This window comes from Pseudomonas mendocina (assembly GCF_003008615.1).
GTDB classification, from domain to species: Bacteria; Pseudomonadota; Gammaproteobacteria; order Pseudomonadales; family Pseudomonadaceae; genus Aquipseudomonas; species Aquipseudomonas mendocina_C.
The window spans coordinates 4,709,304-4,725,837 of the sequence record NZ_CP027657.1; the positions used below are offsets into that span (position 1 = coordinate 4,709,304).

At 61.6% G+C, this 16,534-nt stretch carries 16 protein-coding genes; 14 read left to right on the plus strand and 2 right to left on the minus strand.

Annotated features, from left to right (window positions below):
- Positions 1-71 precede the first annotated feature (71 nt).
- From C7A17_RS21775 to C7A17_RS21795, 5 genes are all read left to right on the plus strand, one after another.
- On the plus strand, positions 72-689 hold the full coding sequence (locus C7A17_RS21775) for an SPOR domain-containing protein (RefSeq protein ID WP_106740411.1): 618 nt from the start codon (positions 72-74) through the stop codon (positions 687-689).
- A gap of 85 nt (positions 690-774) precedes the next feature.
- Positions 775-1,296 carry a CvpA family protein gene (locus tag C7A17_RS21780; protein WP_106740414.1) on the plus strand — a complete coding sequence of 174 codons (522 nt, stop codon included), beginning with the start codon at positions 775-777 and terminating at the stop codon, positions 1,294-1,296.
- Positions 1,297-1,371: 75 nt separating this feature from the next.
- Entirely contained in the window at positions 1,372-2,880 is a 1,509-nt protein-coding gene (purF, locus tag C7A17_RS21785) for an amidophosphoribosyltransferase (RefSeq protein WP_106740416.1), read from the plus strand.
- Positions 2,881-3,020: 140 nt separating this feature from the next.
- Positions 3,021-4,232: an O-succinylhomoserine sulfhydrylase gene (locus C7A17_RS21790; RefSeq protein ID WP_106740419.1), complete on the plus strand. Its 1,212-nt coding sequence runs from the start codon at positions 3,021-3,023 to the stop codon at positions 4,230-4,232.
- Positions 4,233-4,234: 2 nt separating this feature from the next.
- Positions 4,235-5,011, plus strand: a complete 777-nt coding sequence (locus C7A17_RS21795; protein ID WP_106740421.1) for an SDR family oxidoreductase — start codon at positions 4,235-4,237, stop codon at positions 5,009-5,011.
- A 95-nt stretch (positions 5,012-5,106) separates the two neighbouring features.
- Here C7A17_RS21795 and C7A17_RS21800 read toward each other — a convergent pair whose 3' ends face one another.
- A complete protein-coding gene (locus C7A17_RS21800) occupies positions 5,107-6,771 on the minus strand; it encodes an electron transfer flavoprotein-ubiquinone oxidoreductase (RefSeq protein WP_106740424.1) in 1,665 nt (554 codons plus the stop codon).
- Between the two features lie 323 nt (positions 6,772-7,094).
- Here C7A17_RS21800 and C7A17_RS21805 point away from each other — a divergent pair, with 323 nt between their 5' ends.
- Together C7A17_RS21805 and C7A17_RS21810 are read left to right on the plus strand one after the other, a co-directional pair.
- Entirely contained in the window at positions 7,095-7,844 is a 750-nt protein-coding gene (locus C7A17_RS21805) for an electron transfer flavoprotein subunit beta/FixA family protein (protein WP_012018936.1), read from the plus strand.
- The gene (locus tag C7A17_RS21810; protein WP_106740426.1) at positions 7,845-8,774 is read left to right on the plus strand and encodes an electron transfer flavoprotein subunit alpha/FixB family protein; all 930 of its coding nucleotides are present in this window, start codon (positions 7,845-7,847) and stop codon (positions 8,772-8,774) included. It begins immediately after the preceding gene.
- Positions 8,775-8,834: 60 nt separating this feature from the next.
- Here C7A17_RS21810 and C7A17_RS21815 read toward each other — a convergent pair whose 3' ends face one another.
- The gene (locus C7A17_RS21815; RefSeq protein WP_106740428.1) at positions 8,835-9,761 is read right to left on the minus strand and encodes an alpha/beta fold hydrolase; all 927 of its coding nucleotides are present in this window, start codon (positions 9,759-9,761) and stop codon (positions 8,835-8,837) included.
- A gap of 112 nt (positions 9,762-9,873) precedes the next feature.
- Here C7A17_RS21815 and C7A17_RS21820 point away from each other — a divergent pair, with 112 nt between their 5' ends.
- From C7A17_RS21820 to C7A17_RS21850, 7 genes are all read left to right on the plus strand, one after another.
- Positions 9,874-10,707 carry a substrate-binding periplasmic protein gene (locus C7A17_RS21820; RefSeq protein WP_106740430.1) on the plus strand — a complete coding sequence of 278 codons (834 nt, stop codon included), beginning with the start codon at positions 9,874-9,876 and terminating at the stop codon, positions 10,705-10,707.
- 3 nt (positions 10,708-10,710) lie between these two features.
- Complete coding sequence (locus C7A17_RS21825; RefSeq protein WP_394337074.1) at positions 10,711-11,064, plus strand: DUF4398 domain-containing protein; 354 nt, start codon at positions 10,711-10,713, stop codon at positions 11,062-11,064.
- Positions 11,064-11,876 (plus strand): OmpA family protein, encoded by an 813-nt coding sequence (locus C7A17_RS21830; RefSeq protein WP_106740435.1) that lies wholly within the window; start codon positions 11,064-11,066, stop codon positions 11,874-11,876. The genes C7A17_RS21825 and C7A17_RS21830 overlap by 1 nt, the downstream gene beginning before the upstream one ends.
- A gap of 177 nt (positions 11,877-12,053) precedes the next feature.
- Complete coding sequence (locus C7A17_RS21835) at positions 12,054-13,499, plus strand: aminotransferase-like domain-containing protein (RefSeq protein WP_106740437.1); 1,446 nt, start codon at positions 12,054-12,056, stop codon at positions 13,497-13,499.
- 85 nt (positions 13,500-13,584) lie between these two features.
- Complete coding sequence (locus C7A17_RS21840) at positions 13,585-15,285, plus strand: vWA domain-containing protein (RefSeq protein WP_106740440.1); 1,701 nt, start codon at positions 13,585-13,587, stop codon at positions 15,283-15,285.
- Complete coding sequence (locus C7A17_RS21845) at positions 15,282-15,854, plus strand: RNA polymerase sigma factor (RefSeq protein ID WP_106740442.1); 573 nt, start codon at positions 15,282-15,284, stop codon at positions 15,852-15,854. The genes C7A17_RS21840 and C7A17_RS21845 overlap by 4 nt, the downstream gene beginning before the upstream one ends.
- Entirely contained in the window at positions 15,851-16,525 is a 675-nt protein-coding gene (locus C7A17_RS21850) for a hypothetical protein (RefSeq protein ID WP_106740445.1), read from the plus strand. The genes C7A17_RS21845 and C7A17_RS21850 overlap by 4 nt, the downstream gene beginning before the upstream one ends.
- Positions 16,526-16,534: the final 9 nt, after the last annotated feature.

The window sequence follows — 16,534 nt, forward strand, 5'->3', positions numbered from 1 at the left end:
TCGGGTCTGGCGCCATACGGCATTGCGATGGCAGTATCGCAGCCTCGGGCTTTGATACTGTGGAGTAGGGGATGGCATTGTTGGACAAGGGGCTCAAGCAGCGCATGGTCGGTGCTCTGGTGCTGGTGGCGCTGGCGGTGATTTTCCTGCCCATGCTGCTGTCGCGCGAAGACGAGATGCGTCGCGTAGTGGTGGATGCGCCGGCGATGCCGCAAGCGCCGGCTACTGCCGAGATCATCGTGCAGCCTGCAGAGGTCGTTGAGCCTGAGGAATTACCGCAGGAGCCGGTTCCCGTCGAAGAGGTGAATCCGCAGATTGTCGAAGTGCCGGAGCAGCCCAAGCCGACTTCGCCGCCTGTTGCCGAGCCGAGCAAGCCCGAGCCAGCCAAGACCGAACAGGTGGCTACGAGCGCACCAGCCAAGCCTGATAATCGCCTGGATGCCAACAACCTGCCAATCAGTTGGTCCGTGCAGTTGGCCAGCCTGTCCAGTCGCGTCGGAGCAGAAAACCTGCAGAAAACCCTGCGCAGCCAGGGCTACAACGCCTACATCCGTACGTTCGACGGCATGAACCGAGTGTTTGTTGGGCCACTGATCGAGCGGGCCGAGGCCGAGCGTCTGCGTGACCAGCTCAATCGCCAGCACAAGCTCAGCGGTTTCGTGGTGCGCTTCCAGCCTGAGGCGGGCTGAACCCGTCGTTGGCATGCAAAGCCCGGTTACCCGATTCGCCGGGCTCTGCTAAAATGCTCCGCCTTTTCCGCTGGTAGGCCGCACCGTGGTATTCACCTGGGTCGATTGGGCGATCATCGCCATCATCGCCATTTCTAGTTTGATCAGCCTTAAGCGCGGTTTCGTCAAGGAAGCCCTGTCGCTGCTGACCTGGATCATTGCAGGTGTGGTCGCCTGGATGTTCGGCGGTGCTCTGGCTCAGCACCTCGTCGAATTTATCGAAACGCCTTCTGCGCGGGTGATCGCGGCCTGTGCCATTCTCTTCATCGCCACCTTGCTGGTGGGCGCTCTGGTCAATTTCCTCATCGGTGAGCTGATTCGCGTGACTGGCCTGTCCGGTACCGACCGTTTTCTCGGCATGGTATTCGGCGCCGCACGTGGTGGTTTGTTGGTGGTGCTGCTGGTGGGGCTGATCAGCCTGGCGCCGGTGGAGCAGGATACGTGGTGGCAGCAGTCGCAACTGGTGCCGCATTTTCTGATGGTTGCCGACTGGTCGAAGAACCTCATTCTGGGGTGGTCCGATCAGTGGTTTACCGGTAGGTCGGCTCACCCAGCTGATCTGCTTTAAAAGAGTGACCGGTGCGGAGTAACCGCTGCATCGGTCGCTGAATTAGCCTGAACTATCTAGCAGGGGTCGTGGCACATGTGTGGCATCGTCGGTATCGTCGGTAAATCGAACGTCAATCAGGCGCTGTATGACGGGCTGACCGTCCTCCAGCACCGCGGCCAGGATGCTGCCGGTATTGTCACCAGCCATGATGGCCGCCTGTTCCTGCGCAAGGACAATGGCCTGGTGCGTGACGTGTTTCAGCAGCGTCACATGCAGCGTCTGGTCGGTCACATGGGCATTGGCCACGTGCGCTACCCGACTGCTGGCAGCTCCAGCTCGGCCGAAGCGCAGCCGTTCTATGTCAACTCACCGTACGGCATCACCCTGGCGCACAACGGCAACCTGACCAACGTCGAGCAGTTGGCCAAGGAAATCTACGAGTCCGACCTGCGCCACGTGAACACCAATTCCGACTCGGAAGTGCTGCTCAACGTGTTCGCTCATGAGCTGGCCCAGCGCGGCAAACTGCAGCCCACCGAGGAGGACGTGTTCGCCGCCGTCACGCATGTGCATGAGCGCTGCCTGGGTGGTTACGCCGTGGTGGCGATGATCACCGGCTATGGCATCGTCGGTTTCCGCGACCCCAACGGCATCCGTCCGATCGTATTCGGTCAGCGCCACACCGACGAGGGCGTCGAGTACATGATCGCCTCCGAGAGCGTGTCGCTGGACGTGCTCGGCTTCACCCTGATCCGCGATCTGGCGCCGGGCGAAGCGGTGTACATCACTGAAGACGGCAAGCTGTTCACCCGTCAGTGTGCGACGAATCCGAAATACGCTCCGTGCATCTTCGAACACGTCTATCTGGCGCGTCCGGACTCGATCATGGACGGCATCTCGGTCTACAAGGCACGCCTGCGCATGGGCGAGAAACTGGCCGACAAGATTCTGCGCGAGCGTCCGCAGCACGACATCGACGTGGTCATCCCGATCCCTGATACCAGCCGCACCGCGGCGCTGGAACTGGCCAACCACCTGGGTGTGAAGTTCCGCGAAGGCTTCGTCAAGAACCGCTACATCGGCCGTACCTTCATCATGCCCGGCCAGGCGGCGCGCAAGAAATCCGTGCGACAGAAGCTCAATGCCATCGAACTGGAGTTCCGTGGCAAGAACGTGATGCTGGTGGATGACTCCATCGTTCGCGGTACCACCTGCAAACAGATCATCCAGATGGCGCGCGAAGCCGGCGCGAAGAACGTCTACTTCTGCTCGGCGGCGCCAGCAGTGCGCTACCCGAACGTCTACGGTATCGACATGCCCAGCGCTCATGAGCTGATCGCTCACGGCCGTACCACTGAAGAGGTCTGTGAACTGATTGGCGCCGACTGGCTGGTCTACCAGGATCTGCCGGATCTGATCGAGGCGGTCAGTGGCAGCAAGAAGATCAAGATCGACAACTTCGACTGTGCGGTGTTCGATGGCAAGTACGTGACCGGTGATGTCGACGAGGCCTACCTGAACCGTATCGAGCAAGCGCGCAACGATGCGAGCAAGGTCAAGTCGCAAGCGGTCAGCGCGATCATCGACCTGTACAACAATTGACGCAGGCGGGCAGGGGTGACCCTGTCCGTTTCGAGGGCGCGCATGGCGCCCCCTAAAGTCCGTAGCCCGGATGCAATCCGGGGGAATATCACATTGAATTTCCCGGATTGCATCCGGGCTACTTTTCGTGAGGTAGCGATATGACCCAGGAATGGGATGCCGGTCGGCTCGACAGCGACCTGGATGGCGTAGGTTTCGATACCCTGGCGGTGCGTGCTGGCCAACACCGTTCGCCCGAGGGCGAGCATGGCGAGGCGCTGTTCCTGACCTCCAGCTATGTGTTCCGTACCGCAGCCGATGCGGCCGCTCGTTTTGCTGGTGAAGTGCCGGGCAACGTCTATTCGCGTTACACCAACCCCACCGTGCGCACCTTCGAGGAGCGTATCGCCGCCCTGGAAGGGGCCGAGCAGGCGGTGGCCACTGCTTCCGGCATGTCGGCCATTCTCGCCATCGTCATGAGCCTGTGCAGCGCCGGTGATCATGTGCTGGTGTCGCGTAGCGTGTTCGGTTCGACCATCAGCCTGTTCGAGAAGTACCTCAAGCGTTTCGGTATCTCTGTCGATTACGTGCCGCTGGCTGATCTCGATGCCTGGCAGGCGGCCTTCAAGGCAAACACCAAGCTGTTGTTCGTCGAGTCTCCGTCGAACCCCTTGGCCGAGTTGGTGGATATCGCGGCACTGGCCGAAATCGCTCATGCGCGTGGTGCGCTGCTGGCGGTGGACAACTGCTTCTGCACCCCAGCCCTGCAACAGCCGCTCAAGCTTGGTGCTGATATCGTCATGCATTCGGCGACCAAGTACATCGATGGTCAGGGTCGTGGGTTGGGTGGTGTGGTCGCTGGCCGCAAGGCGCAGATGGAGCTTGTAGTCGGCTTCTTGCGTACTGCTGGCCCGACGCTCAGCCCATTCAACGCCTGGCTGTTCATCAAGGGGCTGGAAACCCTGCGTATTCGCATGCGTGCGCAAAGCGACAGTGCCCTGCAGCTGGCGCTGTGGCTGGAGCAGCAGCCTCAGGTCGAACGCGTGTACTACGCTGGCCTGCCCAGCCACCCTCAGCACGAGTTGGCGAAGAAGCAGCAGAGCGCCTTCGGCGCGGTGGTCAGTTTCGAGGTCAAGGGCGGGCGTGATGCTGCCTGGAAGGTAATCGATGGCACTCGCGTCATTTCGATCACCACCAACCTGGGTGACACCAAGACCACCATCGCTCATCCGGCCACCACTTCGCACGGCCGTTTGACGCCCCAGGAGCGTGCCAACGCTGGCATCAGCGACAGCCTGATCCGCGTTGCCGTAGGCCTGGAAGAGCTCGAAGACCTCAAGGCGGATCTGGCGCGCGGCTTGGCCTCGCTCTGAGCATGCTGGAGTGGGGGACGAATGGCACGCCCAACAACGGGCGTGTCGCGTTGGTCACCGGTGCCGCGCGCGGCATCGGTCTGGGCATCAGTGCCTGGTTGATCACCGAGGGTTGGCAGGTGGTGCTGGCGGACGTCGACCGTGAGCGGGGCTCCAAGGTAGCGCGTGCGCTGGGTGACAACGCCTGGTTCGTCGCCATGGACGTAGCCAAGGAGGATCAGGTCAGTGTCGGCGTTGCCGAGATACTCGGTCAGTTCGGCCGCCTCGATGCATTGGTGTGCAACGCGGCCATTTCCGATCCTTATACACCGCCGCTGGAATCGCTCGATCTGCGGCGCTGGAATCGCATGCTGGCGGTGAACCTGACCGGGCCCATGCTGCTGGCCAAGCATTGCGCGCCTTATCTGCGCGGCCATCGTGGCGCCATCGTCAACATTGCCTCGACCCGGGCCAACCAGTCTGAAGCCGATTGCGAAGCTTACGCTGCGAGCAAGGGCGGGCTGGTGGCGCTGACTCATGCGCTGTCGGTCAGCCTGGGGCCGGAGGTGCGGGTGAACTGCGTCAGCCCTGGCTGGATCGATGCCCGTGACCCTTCGCAACAACGTCTGGAGCCATTGTCGGTGTTCGATCACGCGCAGCATCCTGTCGGCCGCGTCGGTACGGTGGAAGATGTCGCGGCGCAGGTCGCCTGGCTACTCTCCGATGGGGCTGGTTTCGTCACCGGGCAAGAGTTCGTGATTGATGGCGGCATGAGCCGCAAGATGATCTACCAGGACTGAGTATCCTGCCCCTTGCCAGGCTGTGGCTGGATGCTGTTGCAGATTTGGCAAAAACGAAAAAGGCTCCCTAGGGAGCCTTTTTCGTCTGAGGCGAATTACATGTTGGGGTAATTCGGGCCGCCAGTGCCTTCCGGTGCGATCCAGGTGATGTTCTGAGCCGGATCCTTGATGTCGCAGGTCTTGCAGTGCACGCAGTTCTGCGCGTTGATCTGGAACTTCTTCTCGCCGTCTTCCTGGGTCACTACCTCGTATACGCCGGCCGGGCAGTAGCGCTGTGCCGGTTCGTCGTAGAGCGGCAGGTTCTTCGCTAGTGGGATGCTCGGGTCGGTGAGCTTCAGGTGGCAGGGCTGCTCTTCTTCGTGGTTGGTGTTGGACAGGAACACCGAGCTCAGTTTGTCGAAGCTCAGTTTGCCGTCCGGTTTCGGGTAGGCGATCTTCTTGCTCTCTGCGGCCGGTTTCAGGCAGGCGTAATCCGGCTTGTTGTCGTGCAGGGTGAAGGGAATCTTGCCGCCGAAGATGTTCTGATCCAGCCAGTTGATACCACCGCCAACGATGGCGCCGTACTTGTGGATGGCTGCGCCGAAGTTGCGGCTGCGGAACAGCTCGTCGTACAGCCAGCTGGCCTTGAAGCCATCGACGTAGTTGGTCAGTTCATCGCCACCCTCGCGGCCGGCAGCCAGGGCTTCGGCGATGGCGTCGGCGGCGAGCATGCCGGACTTCATGGCAGTATGGCTGCCCTTGATCTTGGCGAAGTTCAGGGTGCCGAGATCGCAACCGATCAGCGCGCCGCCGGGGAATACCATCTTCGGCAGCGAGTTGATGCCGCCCTTGGCAATGGCACGTGCACCGTAGGCAACGCGCTTGCCGCCTTCCAGGTACTTGGCGATCACCGGGTGATGCTTGTAGCGCTGGAATTCATCGAACGGCGACAGGTGCGGGTTGGCGTAGGACAGGTCGATGATCAGGCCGACCACGACCTGGTTGTTTTCCAGGTGATAAAGGAAGGAGCCGCCGGTGTTTTCGGTGCCCATGATATCCATCGGCCAGCCGGCAGTGTGAACCACCAGGCCTTGTTCGTGTTTGGCCGGGTCGATGTCCCAGATTTCCTTGATGCCGATACCGTAGTGCTGGGCGTCGGCTTCGCTGTCGAGGTTGTACTTCTGGATCAGTTGTTTGCCGATGTGGCCACGGCAGCCTTCGGCGAACAGGGTGTACTTGGCACGCAGTTCCATGCCGGGGGTGTAGTAGCCTTCCTTCGGATGGCCTTCACGGTCGACACCCAGGTCACCGGTGACGATGCCGCGTACGACACCACTCTCGTCGATCAGCGCTTCCTGAGCGGCGAAGCCCGGATAGATCTCGACGCCCAGGTTCTCGGCCTGCTGGGCCAGCCAGCGGCACAGGTTGCCCAGGGAAATGATGTAATTTCCTTCGTTGTGCATGGTTTTCGGCACAAAGAAGTCGGGAATTCGGGTAGCCTTGTCGGCGTCGCGCAGCAGGTAGATGTCATCGCGCTTGACCGGGGTGTTGAGCGGAGCGCCGAGTTCTTTCCAGTCGGGGAAGAGTTCGTTCAGGGCGCGCGGCTCGAATACCGCACCAGAGAGGATGTGAGCACCGACTTCGGAGCCTTTTTCGACCACGCAGACGCTGATCTCCTGGCCCGCCTCAGCGGCTTTCTGCTTCAGTCGGCAGGCGGCGGACAGGCCAGACGGGCCGGCGCCGACGATGACGACGTCGAACTCCATAAATTCGCGTTCCACAGGCTATCTCCTACTCAGGCTCTTCGATGTTTTATGTGGGAGGACGCGGCTCGCTCCCTAAGCACGGCGTGCGCATTATATCTACACCCTCTCAACGGGCCAATACAAACGTTTGTTTGAATTTTCTGTAGGCCTGTTAGAATCGTACTACATCGCGGATGACCGGCCAGTTCGCTGTATTGACCGGGCCATGCCGCGGGGTCAAGATACGGGCGGTTTTGCGCTCGCCGTCTGAGCTGAAAGGTTGGATGCGGCCGATTTTGCATCACCGGCCAGGCTCGCCTTGGCGACATTCTTATTCACCGGAGAGTAACGAGGAATCCATGAAGGTTCTTGTAGCTGTCAAACGAGTGGTTGACTACAACGTCAAGGTTCGCGTCAAGGCGGACAACAGCGGCGTCGACCTCGCCAACGTCAAGATGTCCATGAACCCCTTCTGCGAAATCGCCGTGGAAGAAGCCGTACGCCTGAAGGAGAAAGGCGTGGCGAGCGAAATCGTCGTCGTCTCCATCGGCCCGGCCACTGCCCAGGAGCAACTGCGCACCGCGCTGGCCCTCGGTGCCGACCGTGCCATCCTGGTCGAGTCCAATGACGAGCTGAACTCCCTGGCCGTGGCCAAGCTGCTCAAGGCAGTGGTCGACAAGGAGCAGCCGCAGCTGGTCATCATGGGTAAGCAAGCCATCGACAGCGACAACAACCAGACCGGCCAGATGCTGGGCGCCCTGACTGGCTTCGGCCAAGGCACCTTCGCCTCCAAGGTCGAAGTGGCTGGCGACAAGGTCAACGTCACCCGTGAGATCGATGGCGGTCTGCAGACCGTTGCGCTGAATCTGCCGGCGATCGTCACCACCGACCTGCGCCTGAACGAGCCGCGCTACGCGTCGCTGCCGAACATCATGAAGGCCAAGAAGAAGCCGCTGGAAACCGTTACCCCGGACGCACTGGGCGTTTCCACCGCTTCCACCGTCAAGACCCTGAAAGTCGAAGCGCCGGCTGCTCGCAGCGCTGGCATCAAGGTCAAGTCCGTGGCTGAACTGGTCGAGAAACTGAAGAACGAGGCGAAGGTAATCTAAATGACTATCCTGGTTATCGCTGAACACACCAATGCCGCTCTGGCTGCCGCTACCCTGAACACCGTTGCAGCTGCGCAGAAGATCGGTGGCGACATTCACGTTCTGGTAGCCGGTGCCAACGCTGGCGCTGCTGCCGAAGCTGCTGCCAAGATCGCTGGCGTGGCCAAGGTTCTGGTTGCAGACAACGCTGCCTATGCCAACCAACTGCCGGAGAACGTCGCTCCGCTGGTAGCCGAGCTGGGCAAGGGCTACAGCCACATCCTGGCTGCCGCCACCAGCAACGGCAAGAACATCCTACCGCGCGTCGCTGCCGCGCTGGACGTCGATCAGATCTCCGAGATCATCGCCGTTGAGAGCGCTGACACCTTCAAGCGCCCGATCTATGCCGGTAACGCCATCGCGACCGTGCAGTCCTCGGCTGCCATCAAGGTGATCACCGTGCGTAGCACCGGTTTCGATGCCGCTGCTGCCGAAGGCGGCTCCGCTGCCGTTGAGGCCGTTTCCGGCCCGGCCGATGCCGGCAAGTCCGCCTTCGTTGGCGAAGAGCTGGCCAAGTCCGACCGTCCGGAGCTGACCGCTGCCAAGATCGTCGTTTCCGGCGGTCGTGGCATGGGCAATGGTGACAACTTCAAGCATCTGTACGCGCTGGCCGACAAGCTGGGTGCTGCCGTTGGTGCTTCCCGCGCTGCGGTCGACGCCGGCTTCGTGCCGAACGACATGCAGGTCGGTCAGACCGGCAAGATCGTTGCGCCGCAGTTGTACATCGCCGTCGGTATCTCCGGCGCGATCCAGCACCTGGCCGGTATGAAAGACTCCAAGGTGATCGTCGCGATCAACAAGGACGAAGAGGCGCCGATCTTCCAGGTTGCCGACTATGGTCTGGTTGCCGACCTGTTCGAAGCTGTACCGGAGCTGGAGAAACTGGTGTAAAAACCGCTTTCTTCGCTACGAAAAACCCGCTCCTGAGAGCGGGTTTTTTGTTGCCTGCAATCAGTCCAGCGCCTGTAGAAAACGTCGGTAGAGCAGGGCGCTTTCCTCGGGGCGCTCGAGCATCGGGGCATGACCGACACCTTCCATGATCGTCACGCTGGGCTTTTGCAGCAGCGGGTACATAACCTCGATGCTCGAGACATCCAGCACACGATCCTGTTTGCCCCATAACAAGAGAGTGGGTGCCTGAATCTTGGGCAGTTCGGGCTCCAGGGGGATATAGCGCTCGATCAGTTGCTGGAACACCTGCTCGTAATGCGCTGCGTTGGCCATGGCGCGCTCGGCCATATACCCCTTGAGCGACGCTGGCAGATAGGGTGGCTCGACGAAGACGAACTGCAGCAAGCGCTGAAAATCCTCCGGCCGTCTGACCACCAGCGGGTTTGGAGCGCCGCGCTCCACCAGCTTGAAAAGCTCGCTCTTGTTTGGCGTGTCGATCCCGGCATTGGCAAATAACGCCAGTGAGCGCACGCGATCTGGATAGCGCGCGGCAAAGAGCGCGGCAATATGCCCGCCCATGGAATTACCCAGCAGATGCGCCTGCTCGATTCCCAAGGCGTCGAGAATGTCGGCCAGGCGTTCGGCCTGGGTGCCGACATCGTAACTGCCGGCTGGACGATCACTCTCACCGAAGCCCGGCAGATCGAGAGCGATGACTCGATAGCCGTCGGTCAGGTGGCGGGAAAAGCGTAGCCAGTTATCCTTGTCAGCAGCAAAGCCGTGAAGCAGCACCAGGGTTTCGCCGTTTGCCGATCCTCCCTCGTAGTAATGGATGTTAAGATCGCGGACATGTAGCTGTTGAGGGCTGAGACCTGCGCGCTGTTGTTCGATCAGTCGCAGGCTGGCCAACTGAGTCGCCGGGAAGCAGTACAGTATTGTCGCGATGCCGATGAGCAGTACGAGTAGACCAAAGAGCAGTTTTTTCATGGCGCGTCCTTATCGCGAATTATTATTGCGGCGCCATTAAGCTAGCATGAACACGGAAGCTTTCCGGAGCTGTCCCAACCTTACCGATCACCGCACGAACCGAGAGTAGCCAATGCCCGAGCGTTGTCTGTTTAAGTCACTGTTGCTGTGGTGTGCCCTGGCGCTGATGCCGGCAACTGCCTTGGCCGTGGGTAAATGCGAGCGCCTGGTGGCGACCGGTAACCCCGAGTATCCACCCTACCTATGGCGCGATCCGCAGAATCCGCAGCAGCTGATTGGCGCGAATGCCGATCTGCTCAAGCACCTGGCCAAAGAGTTGGGTGTCGTGGTGGATGTGATCTATACCGGCCCCTGGTCTCGTGCGCAGGACGAGGTGCGCACCGGCCGGGTCGACCTGATCGCTGGCGCCTTCTTGACGCTGCCGCGCCTGGATAGCATGGATTACGTGCACCCGGCGTTCTTCTTCACGCCCAGCGTGGTCTGGGTGCGCAAGGGTGAGGCATTTCCCTACGGCAGCTGGATCGATCTGCAGGGGCATACCGGCGACACCCTGGTGGGCAACAGCTTTGGTCAGCAATTCGATGCTTTCGCCAAGCAGAATCTCACCCTGGAAGGAGTGTCCAGCCTGACCCAGGCGTTCCAGAAGCTCATGCTCGGGCGCACCGACTATGTGCTTTACGAGCGCTATCCCGGCCTGGCCCTGGCCGAAACCCTGGGCATGGAAGATGACCTCGAAGTGTTGGATCCGCCGATTTCCAGTGAGGGTCTTTATCTGACCCTGTCGCACAACTCGGCTTGCAACGAGCCCTGGCTGCGCGGACAGCTGGCGCGGAAAATGACAGAATTGGTCGCCGCCGGGCTGCCCGAGCAATTGCTACAGCGCAATCTGGAACTGTGGAAAGCCCAGCAGATGCAGCCCGATCCGGTCGGCGACATCAATCAGTAGGATATTTTTGTGAATCGATTTCTTCTCGTGCTGCTGGCATTGGGCCTGACCGCCTGCGCCAGCGACCCGGCCCCCAATGAACAGCTGCGTCTGACCGAGCAGGCACTGACCCAGGCGAAGGCGCTCGGTGTGGACGGCGAACAATCGGAGTCGCTGCGTCTGGCCGAAGACAAGTTCGTGCGAGCGCAAGCTGCACTGCAGGACGGGCAGAACAAGGAGGCGCGTTTGCTGGCCGAGCAGGCTGAACTGGATGTGCGCTTGGCTGAGGCCGAGCACCTCAATGGCAAGGGGCGTGAACAACTGGCGGAACTGAATCATCGTATCAGCCGCCTGCGTCAGCAACTGGGGGCCATGTGATGGGTGGCTTGAAAGCAATCTCTAGCCTGTTGCTGGCCAGTGCCGTGCTTGGCGGTTGTGCGGCTCACCAGCCGGCAAGCGAGCAGGCATTGGAGGCGGCTCGCATCAGCTTCCAGTCGGTCAAGGAAGATCCCAATGTACTGCGCGCTGCACCCAAGGATGTGATTCGCGCTGGCGAATCCCTGGGGCGTGCCGAGCGACTGTCGAGCTATTGGGGCAGTGCGGAGGATGTACGGCATTACGCCTACCTCAGCCAGCGCTATGCCGAAATCGCCCGGCAGCACAGCGAGATCAGTCTCAATCAAGAGCGTGCTGCCAAGCTGGAGCTGGAGCGCCAACGTCTGCAACTGACCTTGCGCGAAGCCAAGTTGCTCAGCGTGCAGCAGCACAGTGGATGGCTCGAAGAACAGATGGTCAGCCTCGCCACCAGCGAGACCGAGCGCGGGCTGGTCATGACCCTGGGCGACATGCTGTTCGATGCAGGTCGTGCCGAGTTGCAGCCAGCGGCCAATCGTACGGTACTCAAGCTCGTGCAATTCCTGCAGATCAACCCGCAGCGCCGTGTGCGTATAGAGGGTTATACCGATAACACCGGCAGTGCTGAGGAAAACCTCGAGCTGTCACGCGCCCGTGCGCAGGCGGTGGCTGACTTGCTGGTCGACCTTGGCGTCGACCCCAAGCGTATTCAGGTGGTCGGCTACGGTGTCGACTTCCCCGTGGCAGAGAATGCTTCGGCGCGGGGGCGTGCGCAGAACCGTCGAGTGGAGATCGTCTTCTCCGATGAGCGAGGCCAGCTCGGCGCTGAGCGCTGATTTTGGTGTAACCCCTAACCCCGGCTTTGTCCGGGGTTTTTTATGTCTACTCGATAGTCGTATCGGGAATACAGCTGCTGGCTAAGGGCTGTATGGCGAAGACTGTTGCGATCTGTGCCGGTACAATTTTGTAGCAATAGGTTACTGTTATGGTTCAGTGATCCGGAGGAGGCCGCCATGACCAATCTGTTGCTTTATCAACGTATCGCCGGGCAGTTGGCCGAGGATATTCGTCGTGGCGTCTATCAGCCGGGTGAGCGCGTGCCCTCGGTGCGCAAGATGAGTGCGCAGCTCAACGTCAGCCATGCCACGGTTTTGCAGGCCTACGCCAATCTCGAAGACCAGGGCTTGATTCGTGCCCGCCCGCAATCCGGCTTCTATGTGCACCAGACGCCAGCGCTGACGGCACCGACGCCGGATATCGCCAAGGTCGAGCGTCCGGGTCTGGTCACCCGTTCCAGCATCATCAATCAGGTGCTCACCGAGTCGCGCCGCGAGGGTGTGTTCCCACTGGGTGCTGCAGTGCCGCATGTGGACTACCTGCCGGTTCGTGCACTGCACCAGCAGTTGGCCAAGGTCACTCGTTTCCACAGCCCGCGTGCCTTCAGCTACATGTTCAGCCCTGGTTTCGAGCCGCTGCGTCGCCAGGTGGCGATCCGCATGCGTGATGCCGGCGTGGTGGTCGATCCATCCGAGGTGGTGATCACCCACGGCTGCGTCGATGCGCTGCAGATGAGCCTGCGCGTGCTGACCAAGCCGGGCGATCTGATCGCGGTGGAGTCGCCGACCTACTACGGCCTGCTGCAACTGGCCGATCTGCTCGGCCTCAAGGTCATCGAGATTCCCTGCGACCCGACAACCGGCATCAGCCTCGAAGCACTGCAACTGGCGGCCAACCAGTGGCCGATCAAGGCATTGGTGCTGACCGCTCGGCTATCCAACCCGCTCGGCGGCACCATTCCCGAGGAACGTCAGCGTCAGTTGCTGCGTCTGGCCGGCGATTACGATTTCCAGATCGTCGAGGACGATATCTATGGTGAACTGATGTTCGAGCAGGGGCCGCCCAAGGCGCTTAAGTCGCATGATCGCGACAGTCGGGTGATCTATTGCTCTAGTTTCTCCAAGACGCTTTCGCCCGGTGTGCGCATTGGTTGGATCGTCGCCGGCAAGTATCAGGACGAGATTCAGCGGTTGCAGACCTTTTCCACTCATTCGGCGTGCAGCGTCACCCAGATGGCAGTGGCGGCTTATCTGGAAAATGGTGGTTATGACCGTCATCTGCGACATATCCGTCAGGAGTACCGCAAGAACCTCAGTGCCTTCCAATTGGCGGTACAGCAGTACTTCCCGACTGGTACGCAGATAACCCGGCCCAAGGGCGGCTTCATCCTCTGGGTCAGCCTGCCGGCGCGGGTCAACACCAAGGATCTGCACGTGCGCGCGCTGCAGCAGGGCATTTCCATCGCGCCGGGGCTGATCTTCAGCAATACCGAGCAGTTCAACCATTGCGTACGGCTCAACTGCGGCATCCCGTGGAACCGCGAGGCGGAGCGTGCGCTGATGACGTTGGGCATGCTGGCGACGCAGCTATGCCAGGAGGCGGGCGGTTCCTGGGAAGATTGAAATAACCTTCCTGGCTTAACCCGGTTCATCGAAGGTCTGCGTCTACCTGAGCGAAGGTCTCGTGCCATTACTCAGGAGATGCACTATGTCCGTTTATTCCTCGCTGCTAATTCGTCCGTTCACCGTCGGTTTTTCGGCGGGCACATTGCTTCTGCTCGCCGCCTGTAGCGCCTCTGGCCCGGAGCCGGAAGCCCAGGCAAACTCGGAGCCGGCGGCGTCACTCGTCCACGAGCGGCTGGCTGCGCCTGCGGCTGCCGAGATGCATGCCGAGGCCAGTCAGAAGCGCATGGCGCCGATGGCCTACGCGCCGGCCCCCATCGCCGATATCCTGCCGCCGAGCTACCGTGACGAGTCGCGCGAGCAGTACCAGGCCTATGCCGACAACCCGGTGTTCGCCGTTGCCGAGACGCCGGTGTCCACCTTCAGCATCGACGTTGATACTGGCAGCTATGCCAACGTGCGTCGCTTCCTCAATGACGGGCAACTGCCACCGAAGGATGCCGTGCGCCTGGAGGAACTGGTCAACTACTTCCCCTATGCCTATCCGTTGCCGCAGGGGGATGTGCCTTTCGGCGTCAGCACCGAACTGGCGGTGACGCCGTGGAACCCGCAGACGCGTCTGCTGCGCATCGCCATCAAGGCATCGGATCGCAGCGTTGATGAACTGCCGCCAGCCAACCTGGTGTTTCTGGTCGACGTGTCTGGTTCGATGCATCGCCGCGAAGGCCTGCCGATGGTGCAGGGCACGCTGAAGTTGCTGGTCGATCAGTTGCGCCCGCAGGATCGTGTCTCGCTGGTCACCTATGCCGGTGACAGTCAGGTGGTGCTGGACTCCACACCCGGCAGTGACAAGGCGAAGATCCGTGCGGCTATCGATCAACTCACTGCCAGTGGCTCGACGGCAGGCGAGTCGGGCATTCAGCTGGCCTATCAGCAGGCGAGCAAGCACCTGATCGACGGCGGTATCAACCGCATCCTGCTGGCCACCGATGGCGACTTCAACGTCGGCATCAGCGACTTCGACAGCCTCAAGCAACTGGCCGCCGACAAGCGCAAGAGCGGCGTCTCGCTGACTACCCTGGGTTTCGGCGTGGACAACTACAACGAACGACTGATGGAGCAGTTGGCCGACGCCGGCAATGGCAATTACGCCTATATCGACAACCTGCGCGAGGCGCGCAAGGTGTTGGTGGATCAGCTCGGCTCGACCCTGGCCACTGTGGCTAGCGATGTGAAGCTGCAACTGGAATTCAACCCGAGCGAGGTTAGCGAGTACCGCTTGCTGGGCTACGAGAACCGCGCACTCAAGCGTGAGGATTTCAGCAATGACAAGGTCGATGCCGGCGATATCGGCGCAGGGCATACCGTTACCGCGCTGTACGAGATCGTCCCGGCCGGTGCCAAGGGCTGGCTGGAGCCGCTGCGTTATCAGACCAGTGCCCAGCCCGCGAGCAATAGTGGCGAACTGGCCTGGTTGCGGATTCGCTACAAGACGCCGGGGGAGGCGTCCAGCCGGATGCTGGAGCGGCCCATTGCGCGTGCCGAGGCGACGCCGGTAGCGGCTGCCAGCGAGGATCTGAGGTTCGCCGCTGCGGTCGCGGCCTTCGCCCAACAGCTCAAGGACGGTCGCTACACCGGCGACTTCGATCTGGCGCAGAGCATCTCGCTGGCGCGCTCGGCCAAGGGCGAGGATCGCTTCGGCCTGCGCGGCGAATTCATCCAACTGGCCGAAATTGCCCAGAGCCTGCACACTTCCGGTTCCACCCCTGAACGAGTTCAGCAGTGAACGCACCTCTCACGGATGACGACGCCGCCTTGCTGCGGCGTTACCGCCGCGGCGATGCCGCGGCCTTCAACGTGCTGTACCAGCGCCATCGGCTGGGGCTGTTCCGCTTTCTGCTCGGCCTGTGTGGCGACCATGCCCTGGCCGAGGAAGTGTTCCAGGAAACCTGGATGAGTCTGATCCGCAGCCAGAGCGAGCAGCGCGAGGCGGTGCTGTTCAAGACCTGGCTGTACCAGATCGCCCGCAACCGTTTGATCGACCACTGGCGCAAGACGGGCCGTCATCAGACAGGGCATGACGAATATGACGAAGGCCAGCACGCCCAGGCCGACCCGCAGCCGGGCCCCGAGCAGCAGTGGAGCCTGAGCCGCGATAGCGAGCGGCTGCAGGCGGCGCTGGCCGACCTGCCGGAAGACCAGCGCGAGGTGTTCCTGCTGCGCGCCCATGGCGACCTGGAACTGAACGAGATTGCCGAGTTGACCCGCACGCCGGCCGAGACGGTCAAGAGCCGTCTGCGCTATGCCCTGCAGAAACTGCGCCGGCTGCTGGCCACCGAGGAGTTGTCCGCATGACCCATGAACGAGAACCGCTGGATCACGAACAGGCGCTGCTGGCGCATTTCCGTGCCCATGCTAGCGGCGAGCCCTCGGCCGAGCTGGATGCGCGTATTCTGGCGGCGGCCAGTGCGGCGGCTCGCCAAACGCATCAGGCTGCCAAGGTTGAAGCTGGCTGGGCGCAGCGCCTGTACCAATGGCTGTTCGGCAGCGGCCGCCAGCGCTGGTCGGTGGCCGTGGCCGGGCTGGCCTGTGTCGGGATTGGTGTCAGCCTGACCTGGCGTACGCTGGAGCAGACGCCGGATGCCTTCGATGCCGTGCCGCCCAGCGTGGCGATGAGCCCTGCAGCGCCAGCCCCCGCGCCGATGGCGGCCAAGCGTGCTACCGAGGGCGAGTCGGTGGCGCGCATGGCCGTACCTCAGGAGCAGATGAAAGCCGAGGCCATGGCTCGCTCGGCGCCACCGGCCGCGATGGCGGATGCGCCGATGGCCAGTTCAGCGGTGATTGCCCCCATGGCCGAGCTGGTGATCCAGAGTGAGCCGCGTGAGGCACTGCTGCAGTTGCTGGCGCTGCGTAAGGCGGGCGAGCAGAAACAGGCGCAGCAGTTGCTGGAGCAGCTCAAGGCCGATTATCCGCAACTGGATATCGAGGCCGAACTTGCACACCTGGCCGCGGAGCCACCGAAGTAAAAGTCATGT